The organism is Sphaerospermopsis sp. FACHB-1094, from assembly GCF_014696195.1.
Lineage (GTDB): Bacteria > Cyanobacteriota > Cyanobacteriia > Cyanobacteriales > Nostocaceae > Sphaerospermopsis > Sphaerospermopsis kisseleviana.
On record NZ_JACJPT010000009.1, the window covers coordinates 1 to 18,536 of the forward strand.

Annotated in this window: 18 protein-coding genes; 10 read left to right on the forward strand and 8 right to left on the reverse strand. The window is 38.6% G+C overall.

All coding sequences use genetic code 11. From position 1 onward, the window contains the following. Nucleotides 1-151: 151 nt before the first annotated feature. Nucleotides 152-775: a TMEM165/GDT1 family protein gene (locus H6F47_RS04150; RefSeq protein WP_190647801.1), complete on the reverse strand. Its 624-nt coding sequence runs from the start codon at nt 773-775 to the stop codon at nt 152-154. A gap of 605 nt (nt 776-1,380) precedes the next feature. On the opposite strand from H6F47_RS04150, the gene H6F47_RS04155 reads away from it, so the two are divergent. Both H6F47_RS04155 and H6F47_RS04160 read left to right on the forward strand, forming a co-directional pair. Then, complete coding sequence (locus H6F47_RS04155) at nt 1,381-1,680, forward strand: type II toxin-antitoxin system HigB family toxin (RefSeq protein WP_190647802.1); 300 nt, start codon at nt 1,381-1,383, stop codon at nt 1,678-1,680. Beyond that, on the forward strand, nt 1,664-2,065 hold the full coding sequence (locus H6F47_RS04160; protein WP_190647804.1) for a helix-turn-helix domain-containing protein: 402 nt from the start codon (nt 1,664-1,666) through the stop codon (nt 2,063-2,065). Before H6F47_RS04155 ends, H6F47_RS04160 begins: the two co-directional genes overlap by 17 nt. Before the next feature lie 104 nt (nt 2,066-2,169). On the opposite strand, the gene H6F47_RS04165 is transcribed toward H6F47_RS04160, so the two are convergent. Next, nucleotides 2,170-2,898 carry a hypothetical protein gene (locus H6F47_RS04165; protein WP_190647806.1) on the reverse strand — a complete coding sequence of 243 codons (729 nt, stop codon included), beginning with the start codon at nt 2,896-2,898 and terminating at the stop codon, nt 2,170-2,172. A gap of 18 nt (nt 2,899-2,916) precedes the next feature. After that, a complete protein-coding gene (gene miaA / locus H6F47_RS04170; RefSeq protein ID WP_190647807.1) occupies nt 2,917-3,816 on the reverse strand; it encodes a tRNA (adenosine(37)-N6)-dimethylallyltransferase MiaA in 900 nt (299 codons plus the stop codon). Nucleotides 3,817-3,836: 20 nt separating this feature from the next. Here miaA and H6F47_RS28385 point away from each other — a divergent pair, with 20 nt between their 5' ends. The 3 genes from H6F47_RS28385 to rpoD all read left to right on the forward strand — a co-directional run bounded on the left by H6F47_RS28385 (nt 3,837) and on the right by rpoD (nt 8,593). Next, nucleotides 3,837-3,959 carry a hypothetical protein gene (locus tag H6F47_RS28385; RefSeq protein ID WP_277877128.1) on the forward strand — a complete coding sequence of 41 codons (123 nt, stop codon included), beginning with the start codon at nt 3,837-3,839 and terminating at the stop codon, nt 3,957-3,959. A gap of 66 nt (nt 3,960-4,025) precedes the next feature. Beyond that, entirely contained in the window at nt 4,026-5,963 is a 1,938-nt protein-coding gene (gene gyrB, locus H6F47_RS04175) for a DNA topoisomerase (ATP-hydrolyzing) subunit B (RefSeq protein ID WP_137668426.1), read from the forward strand. A gap of 1,460 nt (nt 5,964-7,423) precedes the next feature. Then, on the forward strand, nt 7,424-8,593 hold the full coding sequence (gene rpoD / locus H6F47_RS04180) for an RNA polymerase sigma factor RpoD (protein ID WP_096569065.1): 1,170 nt from the start codon (nt 7,424-7,426) through the stop codon (nt 8,591-8,593). Here rpoD and H6F47_RS04185 read toward each other — a convergent pair. The 3 genes from H6F47_RS04185 to gyrA form a co-directional block, all read right to left on the reverse strand. Next, nucleotides 8,574-8,795 carry a hypothetical protein gene (locus H6F47_RS04185; RefSeq protein WP_190647847.1) on the reverse strand — a complete coding sequence of 74 codons (222 nt, stop codon included), beginning with the start codon at nt 8,793-8,795 and terminating at the stop codon, nt 8,574-8,576. The two genes, rpoD and H6F47_RS04185, sit on opposite strands and share 20 nt — an antisense overlap. Nucleotides 8,796-8,834: 39 nt before the next feature. Further along, the gene (locus H6F47_RS04190; RefSeq protein WP_096569061.1) at nt 8,835-9,014 is read right to left on the reverse strand and encodes a chlorophyll a/b-binding protein; all 180 of its coding nucleotides are present in this window, start codon (nt 9,012-9,014) and stop codon (nt 8,835-8,837) included. Nucleotides 9,015-9,209: 195 nt separating this feature from the next. After that, entirely contained in the window at nt 9,210-11,696 is a 2,487-nt protein-coding gene (gyrA, locus tag H6F47_RS04195; protein WP_190647809.1) for a DNA gyrase subunit A, read from the reverse strand. Nucleotides 11,697-12,038: 342 nt separating this feature from the next. On the opposite strand from gyrA, the gene H6F47_RS04200 reads away from it, so the two are divergent. Then, nucleotides 12,039-12,437 (forward strand): response regulator, encoded by a 399-nt coding sequence (locus H6F47_RS04200; protein WP_096569055.1) that lies wholly within the window; start codon nt 12,039-12,041, stop codon nt 12,435-12,437. Nucleotides 12,438-12,512: 75 nt separating this feature from the next. Here H6F47_RS04200 and H6F47_RS04205 read toward each other — a convergent pair whose 3' ends face one another. Continuing rightward, the gene (locus H6F47_RS04205) at nt 12,513-13,397 is read right to left on the reverse strand and encodes a tetratricopeptide repeat protein (protein WP_096569052.1); all 885 of its coding nucleotides are present in this window, start codon (nt 13,395-13,397) and stop codon (nt 12,513-12,515) included. Nucleotides 13,398-13,441: 44 nt separating this feature from the next. Next, nucleotides 13,442-13,642, reverse strand: a complete 201-nt coding sequence (locus H6F47_RS04210) for a hypothetical protein (RefSeq protein ID WP_190647810.1) — start codon at nt 13,640-13,642, stop codon at nt 13,442-13,444. Nucleotides 13,643-13,688: 46 nt separating this feature from the next. Between H6F47_RS04210 and H6F47_RS04215 the strand changes: the two genes are divergently transcribed. The 4 genes from H6F47_RS04215 (at nt 13,689) to H6F47_RS04230 (ending at nt 18,512) form a co-directional block, all read left to right on the forward strand. Further along, entirely contained in the window at nt 13,689-14,276 is a 588-nt protein-coding gene (locus H6F47_RS04215) for a TetR/AcrR family transcriptional regulator (protein ID WP_137667783.1), read from the forward strand. Nucleotides 14,277-14,762: 486 nt separating this feature from the next. Next, nucleotides 14,763-16,223 (forward strand): efflux RND transporter periplasmic adaptor subunit, encoded by a 1,461-nt coding sequence (locus H6F47_RS04220; protein ID WP_096569046.1) that lies wholly within the window; start codon nt 14,763-14,765, stop codon nt 16,221-16,223. A gap of 167 nt (nt 16,224-16,390) precedes the next feature. Continuing rightward, on the forward strand, nt 16,391-17,608 hold the full coding sequence (locus tag H6F47_RS04225) for an ABC transporter permease (RefSeq protein ID WP_137667785.1): 1,218 nt from the start codon (nt 16,391-16,393) through the stop codon (nt 17,606-17,608). A gap of 139 nt (nt 17,609-17,747) precedes the next feature. Then, nucleotides 17,748-18,512: an ABC transporter ATP-binding protein gene (locus H6F47_RS04230; protein ID WP_199291057.1), complete on the forward strand. Its 765-nt coding sequence runs from the start codon at nt 17,748-17,750 to the stop codon at nt 18,510-18,512. Nucleotides 18,513-18,536 lie beyond the last annotated feature (24 nt).

The following is an 18,536-nucleotide window of genomic DNA, read 5'->3' on the forward strand; positions in this document are numbered from 1 at the left end:
TGTATAATCCTAATATTCTGAACTCTTGTTTAACAGGCAAGATGCCTGTTCCACTTATACAAATTAAATGCACAACAGCTTACAAATAATTTCCCCCTGCTCCCTGCTCCCTGCTCCCCTGCTTCTTCCCCTGCCTTTTGCCTCCTGTCTCCTAGTTTCCTTCTATGGCGGCGACGATACCGAAGATAATAAATAAAATGCCTCCCAGGAGGGTTATTTGTTTTTCGGAAATTCTACCTGCAATTAATTTACCACCAATGACGGCGATCGCTGCACAAATTGAATGTCCTAATATTGCTCCTGCTGTGACACCGATGGCGTTGTTACTTGCTGCTAGGGCTATGGTGGCTATTTGTGTGCGATCGCCCCATTCGGCTATAAATGTTAATACAAAGGATTTCAGTAATATTGACCAGGTACTTTTCTGCTTACTGTCTAACTCCGCCTTTTCTACTGCTTCTTTTGCCTCGTCCATCACTTCTTCATCGGCTTTAGCTGGCATTTTCCAAGCATCGTAAAGCAGTTTTAAGCCAAAAGCGATAAATAATACTATTTCTGCATAGTGTACATATATTTTTGAACCTTGTGTTAAAATTGACAGTATTTGCCCAAATATCACTGATAATACTGTCATTGCTGCTAAGGCTGCTGTTACCCCTGCAAACACTATTTTTCTGGAGTGCTGCATAGAGAGAATGACGGCGATAAAAAAGGTTTTATCACCTAGTTCGGATATGGTAATTAATAATAAACCTGCGGTGAAGGCTGTTAACACTCTCTGTTGCTCCTGTAGGATTTTTTACCTGTGTGGAGCTTCTAATGAGAGTTTTTATGACCTCACTGAAGCTCACACACTGTTTTTGTGTGAACTCAGTGAAGGTCTCGCTTTCAAATACTTTTTTATTCGCCATCTGAACCAGGCTCATCACCAGTATGTTGATTCAGATGCACTGGCTTTTGCCAGCAGCTACTCCCCTTCGATTTGATGTGTATTATACCTTGATTGTCGTTGGGTGTCAAGGGTTTTGGAGGAATGAACCGCAGAGGCGCTGAGGAAGCGAAGGGAAGAGGGTTTTTGAGGGATTTTTCATGAGTCCTGATTGACTCTTGACAGGTTTCTCTCAAAATGAGAGTATATATACAACGGCTTCAATAAAATTGATAATTGAAATTCTTTTCAAATAAAAGAAAGCGAGAATCAATATTTCATTATCATTCCAAAAATTTCCATTTTTGCTTGAAAGAAAAGAACCGTATTGCCACTCAACATTTTCAAATCCACCTATAACCACCCATATCCATCCATAATCTTTCAAGCTCAAACAAAACGAAGAGGCATATCTATGACTGATATAAAGTATAAAACAAGAGGCTTTTTACATGAACCTTATTTCAATTCTCAAGCTCCGTAAAGATTCAGCAAAATATCCAGATATCAAAAAACAAATTGATAGATGGTATGCAACTGTTAAAAAAGCAGAATGGCAAAATTTAGAGGATGTGCGTAAAGTTTACCGTGATACTGAAGCAGTTGGTAATTTCACTGTTTTCAATATCAAAGGTAATGATTACCGTTTAATTGTCGGGATTAATTATGCAACACAAAAGGTTTTCTACAAATACTTGCTAACTCACGCTGAATATAGTAAAGAGAAATGGAAAAATGATGATTACTTTTGATAATAAAACCTATAGTCAATTACTAGCAGAGGTCGCTCCTCAAGTACTTGAAACTGAGGAAGAGTATGAACGTCTTTTAAAAATTGCTGAATTTCTAACTTTTAAGAAAAATCTGACTCCAGAAGAGCGAAAATTAGATAAATTGCTTGTGAAATTAATTGAAGATTATGAGGAAGAAAATTATCCAATGGATAAATCTACACCTCATGAAATTTTACAACACATCATGGAATCTAGTGGCCTTCGTCAAGCTGACTTAGTGCGTATTCTCGGTTCTAGTAGTGGTGTGGTTTCGGAAATGGTTAATGGTAAACGTTCCATTAGTAAAGCACAAGCTAAAGCTTTGGGAGAATATTTTAAGGTTTCTCCTAGTTTGTTTATTTGAATTTCGGTTTTTTAGGATTTTTGTCAGAATCAGGATGTTGAGGATTTAAGGATTTCAATATTGTTACTATCCAGAATAAAAACTGGAGTAATGTTTCCATAAACCTAATAAAGAAAAACCTGTTGACACATTCCCAAACCCACAATCAACAATATTAAACCCATGCCTAACAAGAAGATTATCATAGATATTTGTGAAAACAAACTATCTGATGCTAACTTAGCTTTTAATACTTTCTGATTTCCATCTATGATGACTTCCCCCAAAGCAAATATTTTATCTCCAGCAAGCAGTTTTTTTTCCTCTATTGTTAGTTGACGACCTAAACCTATCAAATTTACTTTTTTAAAATTATATTCTTCTAAAAAATCATAACTTCGCTGATCTCTAAATTTAGAGAATGTATTTTGATGATCTCTAAAAGTATGTTTTTGGGAGATTTGTAACACTGATTTAACCGGGATATTTTCAATTATATTAAATGGGGTATTTAGAACAATATTTACACTTATACTATCAATTTCATCTGTAATTGTTATGTTTTCATTAGAAGATGAATATAGTAATATATTTTTATTTTTACCATTATCGCTATAAACACAAACTTCCCACGCTGCACATTTTTTTTGAGTGACTGGACTATATAATTTTGGATGATCATCTATGTAACCACTGATAAATACTTTTTCTCCAGGATTGATACTTCCTATTCTCTTTTGTTTAGAGTTTACAAATAATTTCAAATCCTCTAATGATAAAATCAGTAAACAAATACCTATCAATACAAAGAATAATCCCCCTATCAAAAACATGATTTTTTCAGATATATCCATACCATTAATTCCTGATAATTATGATTCATCTATAAATTCATTTACTCTCTGCCAAACTTTTTCTAATAAATCAGAATCCGCAACATTAAAATATTCCAAATTCTGAGTTTGTCTAAACCAAGTGCGTTGACGTTTGGCAAATTGTCGTGTGTGCAAAGCTATTAAATCTGTTGCTTCCTCTAAATTAATTTCTCCTGCTAAATATTGTTTGATTTCTTGATAACCTAAAGTATTCAATAATGGCAAATCAACACCATATTTTTGACATAAATCTTTAACTTCTGCCACTAAACCATCTGCTATCATTTGTTCTGTACGTTGGCGAATCCTTACATCTAAAATTTCTGGTTCACAATCTAAATAAATTTGTAAAATTGGATAATTTGGGGGGTTTTCTCCCTGTTGCTCAGACATGGGACAGCCCGTGATATAATATACTTCTAATGCTCTTAATGTCCGCACTAAATCGTTAGCATGAATTTTTTGCACTGCTATAGGATCAACTTGTTTTAACATCTGGTAAAGTTGATGTTGACCTAATGATTCTAGTTGGGATCGCAATTCTGGTTGTGGTGAAACTCTGGGAATTTTCATTCCCTGCACTATAGCACGTATATATAAACCTGTCCCACCTACCAACAATAATGGAGAAACTCCCAAATTATCTATTAACTGTTGTGTTTGTTCCTGATAATCTGCTACTGTCATTGTTTCAGTCGGTTCACAGATATCAATCAAATAATGGGGGATTAATTTCTGTTCTTCCCGCGTTGGTTTAGCGGTTCCAATGTCAAACTCGCGGTATACTTGACGGGAATCAGCACTGAGAATGACAGAACCTAATCTTTCTGCTAAACTTAACGCTAATCCAGATTTTCCTGTAGCTGTCGCACCACAAATCACAATTAATTTAATCATTAGTAATTAGTTATTAGTCATTGGGTTATATTAATCTTCATCAGTCCCCAATCACCAGTCCCCAGTCCCCAGCCTATTCCACCCCCTATATAAATTTGCTATTAAATTGCTCTAGAGACGGCATTAAGGCTTTTGTGTTATAATTTTGGGGTGATTTTACTTTTTTAGCCTTTTGGCGAATTAAACCCCTTTTTATCAGGAGAATTTTCATGACGAGCAGTTACAGTGCCGATCAGATTCAAGTTCTGGAAGGTCTGGAAGCCGTCCGTAAACGACCAGGGATGTACATTGGTTCTACAGGGCCGCGAGGACTACATCATTTAGTTTACGAGGTAGTGGACAACTCTGTTGATGAAGCTTTGGCTGGTTATTGTACTCATGTTGAAGTGGATATCAATGCTGATGGTTCTGTTACAGTTACAGATGATGGTCGGGGTATTCCTACGGATATTCACCCGAAAACTGGAAAATCAGCTTTGGAAACGGTGTTAACTGTTCTTCATGCTGGTGGTAAGTTTGGTGGCGGTGGCTACAAAGTATCTGGTGGTTTACACGGTGTGGGTATTTCTGTTGTTAACGCCCTTTCTGAGTTTGTAGAAGTAACTGTTTGGCGTGATCACAAGGTACACAACCAACGCTATGAAAGGGGTATACCTGTTACTGATCTGCAAGCAAAACCACATAAAGAACCCCAGACCGGTACTTCTGTTACTTTTAAACCAGATGAGCAAATTTTTACTACTGGTACTGAATTTGATTATATCACTTTAGCAGGTCGTCTGCGGGAGTTAGCCTATCTCAACGCAGGTGTAAAAATTACCTTTACAGATCATCGTTTAGAAGTTATCAAAAGTGATGCACCCAAGGTAGAAACTTATGAATACAAAGGCGGTATTAAAGAATACGTCGCCTACATGAACCGGGAAAAACAACCTTTACACGAAGAAATTATTTATGTGCAAGGGGAAAGGAATAATGTTCAGGTGGAAGTTGCCTTACAATGGTGTACTGATGCCTATACTGATAATGTCTTAGGTTTTGCTAATAATATCCGTACTATTGACGGCGGTACTCATTTAGAAGGTTTAAAAACTGTTCTGACTAGAACTTTAAATGCGATCGCCCGCAAGCGGAATAAAATTAAAGAAAATGAATCTAATCTCAGTGGTGAACACGTCCGCGAAGGTTTAACCGCAGTTATTTCCGTTAAAGTCCCTGATCCTGAGTTTGAAGGACAAACTAAAACTAAACTTGGTAATACGGAAGTCCGGGGTATTGTTGATTCTTTCGTAGGAGAGGTCCTGACTGAATACCTAGAATTTCATCCTACTGTCGCTGATTCTATTCTAGATAAGGCTATTCAAGCTTTTAAAGCCGCAGAAGCAGCACGTCACGCAAGAGAGTTAGTTAGAAGAAAATCTGTACTGGAATCATCCCCTTTACCCGGTAAATTAGCAGATTGTAGTTCTCGTGACCCCGCTGAATCGGAGATATTCATCGTGGAAGGTGATTCAGCGGGTGGAAGCGCGAAACAAGGACGCGATCGCCGAACTCAAGCTATCCTGCCCCTACGTGGTAAAATTCTCAACATTGAAAAAACCGACGACGCAAAAATCTACAAAAACAACGAAGTTCAATCTTTAATTACAGCATTGGGTTTAGGCGTTAAAGGTGAAGAATTTGATGCCTCACAATTACGCTATCATCGTGTGGTAATTATGACTGATGCTGACGTAGATGGGGCGCACATCCGAACTTTGTTGTTAACATTCTTCTATCGTTATCAGCGATCGCTCATTGAACAAGGTTTCATCTATATTGCTTGTCCACCACTATATAAAGTAGAACGGGGCAAAAACTACCAGTATTGTTATAGCGATCGCGAATTACAACAACACATTGCCACCTTACCAGCTAACGCTAACTATACCATCCAGCGTTTTAAAGGTTTAGGGGAAATGATGCCCGAACAACTGTGGACAACAACCATGAACCCAGAAACCAGGACACTAAAACAAGTAGAGATAGAAGACGCAGCGGAAGCAGATCGAATATTTACCATTTTAATGGGCGATCGCGTTGCACCCAGACGGGAGTTTATTGAAACCTATGGTTCTAAACTAAACCTCACAGATCTAGATATCTAATTTGTTATCTTGAATCTAGTTATAGAACTCGCCCTACATCCAATGGATGTATGGGTGAGATTAATTACTAATAGCTGTGTTAAAATACTAGTATTTAACAAGCCGTTCGCCTACATCCACCGCATCAAGTACGATCAAGTATCTCCACCAAGTTCCGATACTTTATCGGGCGTGGTTTTGGCTCACTCGATTTTCTTATAATGAAGCAAGTTTTGGAAAATAAATGTAGTATACTTATAAAATACTTATAAAACAAGTAAAAATACCCTGCTTGGCAAATAAAAATAGCAGTCATTTAAAATACTAAGGTGCTAATATATACCTCTACCCAGTGAAACTACTAACAATATATTTGCCAATATTGTCATATACCGCTATGGTAAAGAATATAGATTTGCTGTTAGCGTATCGAAGACAGCGAAAGCTCCGAAGGCCGCATAGCGTCGCCACTTACTGATAGCTGAAAGCTGGCGATTTGTATTATGTATCCTATGCACTTTTTTCATAAGTAGGTAAATTGTTTAGCATATCCAATGACAAATTATTTCTCGACTGATTAAAATATCTTTGTATACAATAGGAACAGTTTGTCAAGCTGCATAGGGTTGAAATCTTCACATTGCGCTAATGTGTTAATAAGGCCGAAAAGAGAAAACTCTAAATTCATCTGTCAATCGGCTTATTCTCCCAAAACCTTAACTCCTTAGTTGAGGTTATGAACATAGCATATACAAGGCTTGGTGTCTGGAAACAAGCACCACCACTGTTACACTATTGCCCTATATACTCAGCGGTTAGCCTAGTTTTGCTATCTCAAATAAGTAATTTATGAAGGAATGGTAAACATGGGGGTGCATCAATAACTGCTAACTTGAGTGAACCTCCAATGTGCTGTTGCCAGGAAACTCAGAAAACTATTGTTTTACTTGGGGTTGAAAATCTCCCCATAGCAAGTGCGCCTACCTTTTAATCTAATGAGAATGCCACTGCAAATTCAAAAAGTTTCCAACAAGATTTAATGGTGTGACTACCGTTTTTAATGTCTTTTTGATAAAAGTGGCTTCATCTTGGTAAATGAGTTCGTTATTAACACACAAAAAGATTACAATTTCTGTGAAACAGGCTACAATCAGAACAGTCTTAACAGGTAAATCTGCCCGCAGTCATATCCATTATGTCTGAAGTGGTTAATTTCTTGATTAAGGTGTATCTGGTTATAGACCAGTGAATCAGAAGTTCTGTATAACGGCAACAGCGATTAGTTTTACTTTTTCAGAGCAACTCACATAAAAGTGATTTTTTGCCATTAAAGTAAACAACTGCGCCTCCATTGAGAGGAAATGGGAAAGATCATAGGCAAATTAGCCAAAAGCCTATATTTCGGTGAAAAAAAGCTCGATCACAAGAGCAGTAACCACATTTTGAGTAATTGATTCTGCAAGGAGCATGAGGAACGCGGCATGAACCAGGCTAACAACGTACTCGATATTGATTATCGGCCTGACCTAGAAATAAATACGCCTGATATCGAAGAAGAACTCTTATTAATCGAGGATGAAGAGGACTTACTGCTAGTTGATGACGGCGATATTGATGATTTTTTAGAGCCTCAGACTGATGAGGACGACGCAAAGTCTGGAAAAGCCGCTAAATCGCGTCGTCGGACACAAAGCAAGAAAAAACACTTTACCGAAGACTCGATTCGCCTTTACCTGCAAGAAATCGGTCGGATTCGTTTATTACGCGCAGACGAAGAAATTGAACTGGCGCGGAAAATCGCTGATTTACTGGAATTAGAAAGAGTACGGGATCATCTGTACGAACAGTTAGAACGAGAACCCGAATTTAAGGAATGGGCAGAAGCGGTACAACTGCCATTACCAACTTTCCGTTATCGTCTGCACGTAGGCCGTCGGGCGAAAGATAAAATGGTGCAATCGAATCTGCGGCTTGTGGTTTCTATTGCTAAAAAATATATGAATCGTGGCTTATCCTTCCAAGACTTAATTCAAGAAGGTAGCCTGGGTTTGATTCGGGCAGCAGAAAAATTTGACCATGAGAAAGGTTATAAGTTTTCTACCTACGCTACATGGTGGATTAGACAAGCAATTACAAGAGCGATCGCTGATCAATCTCGTACTATTCGTCTACCAGTTCACCTCTACGAAACTATATCACGGATCAAGAAAACTACCAAGCTATTATCTCAAGAAATGGGTCGCAAACCTACGGAAGAAGAAATTGCGACTCGCATGGAAATGACTATTGAGAAACTGCGGTTTATTGCTAAGTCAGCCCAGTTGCCAATTTCTTTAGAAACACCCATTGGTAAAGAAGAAGATTCCCGGTTAGGCGATTTTATTGAATCTGATGGCGAAACACCAGAAGATCAAGTTTCTAAGAACTTACTCCGTGAAGACCTAGAAAAAGTCCTCGATAGTCTCAGTCCTCGTGAAAGAGATGTGTTGAGATTACGCTACGGCTTAGATGATGGTCGCATGAAAACCTTGGAAGAAATCGGACAGATTTTCAACGTTACCCGTGAACGCATCCGCCAAATAGAGGCCAAAGCACTCCGCAAGTTACGTCACCCCAATCGTAACAGCGTCCTCAAGGAGTATATTCGGTAAGGGGACTGGGGACTGGGGACTGGTGACTGGTGACTGGGGACTGGTGACTGGTGACTGGTGACTGGTGACTGGTGACTGGTGACTGTGAAAACAAGAAACAGGAAATATTTATCTTTCTCCTGACTCCTTGAACTTCTGACTCCTTGAACTCCTGCCTTCTGACTCCTAAAAACTGAAAAACCTGGTAGTTAATTACAACCACCAGGTTTTTTAGTTTACAGAAAAATTTGCATTTCAAAATTTACAGAATACCCCAGAAGTGCAGGAAGCCTTGGCCAGAGAACAACTCAATTAAAGTTGCTGCTAAAAAGCCAATCATTGCCAAGCGACCATTCCAAATTTCAGCTTGGGGAGTAAAGCCCCAACGCCAAGCATTGCGATCTTCAGGTACAGAAGTAATAGTTTTTGTTGCATTAGTCATGGTTCGCACTCCAAACTATATTTACTAAGCTTTATTGCCTTATGTAAACTAATATAACAATTTTTTTCAGAAATGCAATATTGATTTATGTTTGTGTAGAGATTTGTGAACATAATTTAACAAATCTTATAAATTGATTAGCCAACAGGTGACAAGAATGTTGTCACCCTGAACTTCCAAGCTAAACTTCTAAATTTATGATCGCACCTCAAAAACGCTGATAATTACCTCATCTCGGTTGACTTGTAAAACACTTTCACCCTTAGCATCTCTATCTAGCATCGGCACAGAGTCCACAGGTATTCTGACCACTCGCTCCTTATTAGTAACTATTGCCACCTCTGTACCAGGGATAGCACGTACCATTCCCGCCAAATGATCAGTTTTGTTATGAAACTTGAGGATTTGTAGACCTAAATCACCACGATTAGCTGCTCTTAAATTGCTGGCGGGTATTCGCTTGGCGTATCCTTCTTGAGTAACCAGCAATAACTGATCATCTTTACCAACATTCGCACAGCCGACCATTTGCTGATTTTTTACCAAGCGAAAAGCTTGTAAACCCATTGCCGCACGTCCCATAAGAGGTAACTGTTCATCATTAACGGCAAATCGCAACAAGCGGCCGCCAGAACTAGCTAAAATCAGATGTTGACCTGTGGTGGTAAACTCAGTAAAAGACAATTCATCATTATCTTTGAGTTTTAAAATCGTAATTCCGCGCCGACTGAGATTAGCAAATTCCTCCAAAGCCAGACGCTTAATGCGCCCTTGTTTTGTCAGCAGTATAATTTGATTAATTTCAGGATCTTCTGGCAGCACAAAGCGGCTAACAATACCTTCTACATTGGCTTGAGCCGTACTGGTAAGCATGGTAATTAATGGTGTTCCCCGTGGAGAACGTCCAGTTGTGGCGGGAATATCTCCCACCTTCACAGGGTAAACTTTGCCCCCAGTATTGAGGATGAGCAAATCTTGATTGGTATCAGTTACCGCTGTTTGAATAATGAAGTCATTTTCATGCAAACTGTTTTCAGTTTTTGGTTTCTTCCCATGAGGAGAAAGACGACGTACATAACCGCGTTGAGTAAATTCTAAAATAGCTTCTTCTGAGGGTTGTTCAGATTTGGAATTTTCCTCTGTTTCTGTTTTGCCCTTTTCTTGTTTAACTGGGATATCGCTGATGGAAGAAATTTTAGTTCTTCTAGCATCTTCATATTTGCGTTTGAGAGTTCGCAAATCCTTTTTCAAAGACTTCAGTAATTCCCGTCGGTCTTCCAGTAATCTCCGCAATGAGGTAATTTGCGCGTTGAGGTCACTAAATTCCTGCTGTAAATTTTGTTGTTCTAAACTGGTGAGACGGCGTAATGGCATGGCTAAAATGGCATCCGCTTGTACTTCACTCAAATCTAATTGGCTACAAAGAGTCATTTTGGCTGTACTACCATCGGTAGCTTGCCTTAAAATAGCAATTACTTCATCTAAGTTAGATAAAGCTGTTAATAAACCAGTGACGATATTTAAACGATTTTCAGCTTTACCTAACTCATAACTGTAGCGACGATTAAGGGTATGTTCTCGGAAATTGAGAAATTCCTGTAACATTTGCCGCAAGCTTAACTGGCGGGGTTGTCCATCCACCAAAGCCAAAAGAATTGCGCCAAAGGTAGTTTGTAGGGCTGTTTGGTGGTAGAGATGTTGGAGGACATCCTGGGGGTTGGTATCGCGTTTGAGTTCAATGACTACTCGCATTCCTTCACGATCGCTCTCATCTCGCAAATCAGAAATGCCGTGTAAACGACCTTGATTGACCAAATCAGCGACTTTTTCAATCCAGCCAGCTTTATTCACTTGATACGGTAATTCTGTGACGATAATCGCTGTCCGGCGCTTACTTCCCCTAGTTGGCATAACTTCTTCTAGGGTAGCTACACCCCGGAGAACGATCCCACCTTTACCGGTAGTGTATGCTTCTCGAATGCCTGAGTTACCAACAATTTCCCCACCTGTAGGAAAGTCAGGTCCAGGAATTAGCTCAAATAACTTCTCATCCTTTAAATCTGGATTATCAATTAAAGCTATTAAACCATCGACTATTTCCCCTAAATTATGGGGTGGAATATTTGTAGCCATTCCCACAGCAATACCAGCACAGCCATTAAGTAAGAGAAATGGTAACTGAGCAGGTAATACTGTGGGTTCTTGTTGTGAATTATCGAAATTTCCGATAAATTCTACAGTTTCTTCGCCAATTTCTGCCAGCATTCCTTCATGACTCACTGGTGCAAGGCGCGTCTCTGTATAACGCATTGCTGCTGGTGGGTCATTATCCACACTGCCAAAATTACCATGTCCGGCTAGTAAGGGGTAACGGCTGGAAAAATCTTGTACTAACCTGACCAAAGCATCATAAACAGCTTGATCCCCGTGGGGATGGTATTTACCTAATACGTCACCAACTACGCGAGCGCATTTGCGATAAGGTCTATCTGGTGTTAAACCGAGTTCGTGCATGGCATACAAAATCCGCCGATGCACAGGCTTTAAGCCATCACGCACGTCCGGTAATGCTCGCCCAACTATCACACTCATGGCATATTCTAGATAAGACCGTTGCATCTCGGTGTGCAGGGGTGTTGGAATTACCTGTCCCGTGGAGAGAAGGTTTAACTGTTGTGCCATGAGTTTTTTCCCTGAATTCTAACTATACAAAAATCGCTGTAACTTACCACTGTAACAACCACAGCATTACCAATGAAATAGCATTCCTCACACAATTTTGATTCTCAGAGGATAAAAAACCGTAGTATTATCCTTGATGTTGGGGATACACATTGATTATTAAACGGGTGGCAAATATTATTTGCTGCATAACGTCTTATACCAAATTGGTAGCGGTTATACTGTTTCAAATTGTGGAAACACCTTAACCATCAACACTTTCCCATCGAAAATCCCAAAGCAGAAATCCAATATTGCTTGTAATCCTCCCATATTCACCCTAATTTAAATTCTTAAATTCTCATGAAAACAGTTTTGATTGTCGAAGATGATCTGATTAATGCTCGTGTTTTTTCCAAGATTTTGACCAAACGTGGTGGCTTGGGGGTAAAACACACGGAAGATGTGGAAGAAGTAATAAAAATTGCCCAAGCTGGGGAAGCTGATTTGATTTTAATGGATGTTTCTCTGTCACGTAGTATTTATCAAGGCAAGTCTGTTGATGGTATCAAAATTACACAAATGTTAAAATCTGACCCACAAACCGCAAATTTACCTGTGATTTTAGTGACTGCACACGCTATGGAAGGCGACCGCGAGAACTTTCTTAAACAAAGTGGTGCTGATGGCTACATCTCAAAACCAGTTGTTGACCATCAGCAATTTGTTGAGCAAATCATGGAACTTCTCCCCAAAAACTAGCTTTGAGTATTGATAACTGATATTAGCAACGTTCACCCATCAAGATTTGGCAATATTTGTATTTTGGGAAAGAATCTACTGTGCAGTCGGTGGATCGGGGATGATTACATCTTCCTGTGGATATAGGGCTGATTGCATTTGAGGTAAATCCAAGAACTTTTTGGCATCTAGTAACAGGCGTGTACCCCAAAGGTTTTGTTTAAGAAAGTCTAATTCTGCATAGCGTTGGTCTATGCGGAGTGCTTCTTGCCCTATTGCTAAACCTTGTTGGCTATCGCCTTTAGTATACAGTGCTACTGCTAGTGCTAATAAAGGTTCTGCTGCTTTTTTGTCAATAGCAATTGCCTCTTGCCATTTCTTTATTGCGCCTTCAACATCCCCTTGTTCGTATTTAATTAAGCCAATGTTGTTAACTGCTGGCCAGAATTTTTTATCCTGGGATACAGATTCATTAAATTTGGCGATCGCCTCTGGTAAACGACCGAGCATATAATAAGCATTACCCAGATCAAACAACCCTTCTGGATCATTGGGTTGTAACTTCAACCCAGCTTGATAATAGTTGGCTGAAGCTTGATAATTTTCTTTCTGAAAATTAGCTGAACCTATAGCAAAAAGAACATCCGCATTTTTGGGATTGAGAGTTTGTGCCTTTTTCAAAGCTGCGATCGCTGCATCAAACTCTTTTGTTTGCAGATGTAATCCACCTAACAGGAACCATACTTTATCATTTTTAGGAGCTAGTTGAGTCGCCAGCCTCGCTCTTGGCAAGGCCATATCAATTTGCTGAAACTGAGCTAATTGAGCAGCTTCTTGAGCCAAGCTCAAACCCTGCTTCTCTAACTTAGCTGTATCAATCTCTACTGTATGAGGTATTAGCGCCTGTGCGTGAACTGCTTGGGGCAGATTCCATAAACCACAGACAATTAGAAAAGAAATAAAATTAAGGTGTTTTGGCACACTACCGCCTCTTAGCCACAAATCAATTTATCTTTACCGTTAGCTTAGACGATTTCCACTGTAGACGACAGGTAAATTTTACAGAATAGTGGTGATTGGTGATTGGTGATTGGTGATTGGTGATTGGTGATTGGTGATTGGTGATTGGTGATTGGTGATTGGTGATTGGTGATTGGTGATTGGTGATTGGTGATTGGTGATTGGTGATTGGTGATTGGATGAATAACCCAATTCCCAATTGACATTAATTGTGAAAATTTGTTATATTAATAAGTAATAACATACTTATTTATGCCACGGACACCAAAAATTACCAATGAGCAAATATTAGATGCAGCCCGTGAAATATTTCTTGAGCAAGGTTTTGGGGCTTCAACCTTGGAAATTGCTCAAAAAGCTGGAATTTCAGAAGCGTCTATTTTCAAACGCTTTTCCACTAAAGAAGAACTTTTCTTTGCATCAATGGGTATTCCTGAAAAATCACCTTGGGGAAAGAAACTTGACGCTTTGGTGGGAAAAGGAAATCTGAAACAAAATCTTATAGATTTGAGTCTAGAGATTCTAGAATTTAATCGTCAAGTAATGCCACGTTTGATGATGTTGCGATCGCGTGGTAATTTAATCCCAGAAATGTTCAATCGCGCAGATTCTAGACCTAGCCGAGATTTGAAAACATTTACCAATTTTCTAGAAAGGGAAATAGCACAAGGAAGACTGCGCCCCTGCGATCCCCAAACTATTGCTATGATATTGTTAGGATCACTGATGAATTATGTTTTCTTAGAGCATATACACCCCACAGGAGAACGACCTACAGATGAACTCTTATTTGTCCAGAATCTCATAGAGATAGTTTGGCAGGGAATTTCACCTACTTAATCTCAATATTAATTGCACAAGTGAGTGTAATATTTTTAGCCAATTAATTTGGGCAATTATTCAACAATGGACAATTAACAATGAACAATTGACAATTACCTTTCCCTGAAAGTCAGAGTCTTGAAAAAGCGGAATTTTTGGCTTTTTTACCCTGTAAAGAGGAGGTGTTAAACCTTGAATGAAACAATTGTCAATTATCAACTGTCAATTATCAATTAATAAGTGATTACTTACATTTTATTGTTGTGGTTTGAGATTGGTGATTAGTGATTACACCCACGTTTCGTCTTTCCTCAACACCAGTAAAATTCACCCTATGATGTGAGGGCGCACCATTCTCTAAACTTTTAGTATAAATAAGAACTTACATCTATTCATCTTAGTTATTTGTCAGTTAATAGCAAAAGATTGTTTAGTATTGAGATCAAAACTTGATAAATTGGGTAATTTACGAAATTTTAGACAAATAAGAAGGCAAATAATAATATGACTAGCTACACAGAAATTCCACTGATAGGCAAAAAAGTTAAGTATCCATTACGCTGGCTGATGGGTTTAGTCGCTGCTGGTGTTTTCGTTGTGGGGACAACAACAGTCCTAAAAGTAGTAAACCGGGAAAACAGCAAACAAGACATTTCTCAACTCACTGTTCCCGTGGAAGCAAAAAGCGTCACAGTGAGAATTACAGCGAGTGGGAAAGTGCAACCAGTACAAAGCGTGAATATTAGCCCGAAAAGTCCGGGATTATTAGCAGAATTAAACGTTGAACAGGGAGAAACAGTCCAAAAGGGGCAAATTATAGCCCGCATGGATAATTCCGAAATCAAGATGCGGATACTTCAGTATCAAGCTAACTTAGAACAGGCCAAAGCACAACTAGCAGAAAGCGAAGCAGGGAGTCGTCCTGAAGAAATTGCCCAAGCAAAAGCGAGGTTAGCACAAGCGCAAGCTCAACTAGCTGTAATTCGTGCTGGTAATCGTTCGCAGGAAATTGATCAAGCTAGGGCGGCTGTAGATGCTGCTAACGCTCAGGTAGAACTAACTCAATCCAGGGTAAAGCGTTACCAAGCTTTAGCTAAAGAAGGTGCTATTTCTCAAGATACTTTAGACCAGTACATTACTGAAGATAGAAGAGCAAAAGCCAGTTTAGAAGAAGCAAAAAAGCGATTATCTTTGCAAAAAGCTGGAAACCGTGATGAAGATATCAAAAGACAACAAGCAGTTGTTACCCAAGAAAGGGAAGCATTGCGAAAGTTAGAAAATGGTAGTCGTCCTGAAGAAATTGCTCGTTTGAGAGCAGCTGTAACAGCTGCCAATGCTCAATTAAGACAGCAACAAGTACAGTTAGAAGATACAATTATCCGCGCTCCCTTTTCTGGAATTGTTACCCAAAGATATGCCACATTAGGAGGTTATGTTAGTCCTGCTATTTCTGCTTCTAGTAATGCTTCTGCTACTTCCACTTCAATTATTGCTTTAGCTAGAGGTTTAGAAATTTTGGCGAATGTTCCTGAAACTGATATTGGGAGAATTAAACAAGGACAAGAAGTAGAAATTGTCGCTGATGCTTATCCTGATCAGGTGTTTAAAGGGAGTGTACGTTTAATTGCTCCTGAAGCAGTTGTAGAACAAGGTGTAACATCATTTCAGGTGCGGATAAATATTGATAGTGGTGTGGATAAATTGCGTTCTGGTTTAAATGTGGATGTGACATTTTTGGGCGATCGCATTAATGACGCTTTAACTATACCCACTGTCGCTATTCTCACGGAAAATGGCAAAACAGGGGTATTAGTACCAGATGAAAATAATAAACCCCAGTTTCGAGAAATTACTATTGGTACACAAATTAAAAATGAAACTCAAGTTTTAGAGGGTGTAAAAACAGGTGATTTAATATTTATTAATCCTCCAAAAGATTACAAGATTAAAAAAGAGAAAAAATAGGTGACAGGAGTCAGGAGTCGTAGGGGCGAAGCATTCGGAAAATAACCTGTGATAAAAATTGATAATTTATCGCCCGAATGCTTCGCCCTTACAGGAGTTAGGAGTTAAATAGAGAAAGAAGAATAATTCTGAAAATCCAAAATCTAAAATCCAAAATCAAACGTCTTATGAATTTTCTAGAAAGTGTACAAATGGCAGGTAAAACCCTGATATCTAATAAACTGAGAAGTGTTTTAACAATGCTGGGGATTATTATTGGCAATAGCTCAGTAATTGCGATGATTGGTATTGGTGAAGGTGGACAAAAATTTGTATCTGACCAATTAAATTCCTTGGGTCCAAATGTTGTATTTGTGATTCCTGGTAATGAAGAAGTTCAGCGAGTTTCTAGGGATGTTGTGAGAACTTTAGTTTTAGAAGATGCGAATGCAATTGATACTCAAGTACCGACCATAGCAGAAACAACAGCAGAATTAAATAGTAGACAGGTTGTTACTTATAAAAACAGAAATACCAATGTGAATATTATTGGTACAACTCCTAGTTTTTTGAAAGTACGTGATTTTGAAGTAGCAACAGGAAGATTTTTCACCGACATAGATATGAAGCGCAGTAACCAAGTTGTGGTTTTAGGTGGGAAATTAAAAGAAAAACTTTTTGGTGATAAAAATCCTATTAGTCAACCAATTAGAATCAAAAATACCAGCTTTCAAGTAATTGGTGTTTTAACAGAAAAAGGTTCAAATTTGGGTGTAAATTATGATGATTCTGCATTAGTGCCCATTATGACAGCAGCAAATCGTTTAGTGGGTAAAACCTCACCTTATGGTTTAGAAGTAACTTATATTGTTGCTTCTGCTAAAGATGCTGATAGTGTGGATGCAGCAGAATTTCAAATTACTAATTTACTGCGACAAAGACATAAATTAGTGGGGGAAAATGACTTTACTATTCGTACCCAAAAAGATGCTTTAGAAACAGTCGGTCAAATTTCCGGTGCTTTGACAATTATGTTAACAGGAATTGCGGCTATTTCCTTATTTGTTGGTGGTATTGGAATTATGAATATTATGTTGGTTTCTGTAACTGAACGTACCCAAGAAATTGGTTTAAGAAAAGCGATAGGTGCTACCCAACAAGATATTTTACTTCAGTTCATGATTGAAGCAGTTATTGTTTCTGTCATTGGTGGTGTAGTTGGTACTGCTGTGGGAGTTGGGGGTATAATGTTAGTCGCTGCTGTAAGTCCTTTAGAAGCAAGTATTTCTTTTGTTTCTATTAGTATGGCGGTGGGTATTTCTGGGGGTATTGGTTTATTTTTTGGGGTTGTTCCTGCGCGTCGTGCTGCACAACTTGATCCTATTGTGGCGTTGAGGAGTGCGTGAGTAATTGAAAATGTCTGAATCAAGATTTCCAGGATTTAAGGATTTACAAATTATCAATGAATTCTGCAAGAGTTCTATTATAATATTGTAATTACAAAAAACTACTTTTGTAAACTAATCATTAGAAAATTAAATCTCTATGTCTAACACTCTCACTATTCATGATTCTCTTTCTCCTAACTCTGAACCAAAATCAGAAATTATCCGTTTAGAAAATATATTTAAAGTCTACGGAATGGGGGAAACAGAAGTACAAGCATTAAATGATATCAACTTATCTATTCATGAAGGTGAATATTGTGCCATTATGGGTCCTTCTGGGTCGGGAAAATCAACAGCGATGAATATTATCGGTTGTTTAGATCGTCCTAGTTCTGGTAATTATTATTTAGATAATGTCAATGTTGCCCAAATGAATGATCAGGACTTAGCACACATTAGAAATAAAAAGCTGGGTTTTGTATTTCAACAATTTCATTTATTACCCCAACTTACAGCTTTAGAAAATGTGATGTTACCAATGGTTTATGCTGGGGTAAAACCCAGTGAAAGAAAAGAACGTGCTGCGGAAGCATTAATAAAAGTAGGGTTAGAAAAACGTTTAAATAATAAACCTACTCAGTTATCAGGAGGACAACAACAAAGAGTAGCGATCGCTCGTGCAATTGTCAACCGTCCTGTTGTACTCTTAGCAGATGAACCTACCGGTGCTTTAGACTCTCGCACAACTCAAGAAGTTTTAGATATTTTTGGTGAATTAAATAGCACGGGAATTACAGTTGTGATGGTGACTCATGAAACGGAAGTTGCTAGTCAAACCAATCGCATTGTTTGGTTTCGTGATGGAAAAGTTGTACACTCTCACTTAACACCAGAAGAGTTACATCAACTGGTAGCTTCTTAGAGGATGTTTGAAAAGTCTCTCATG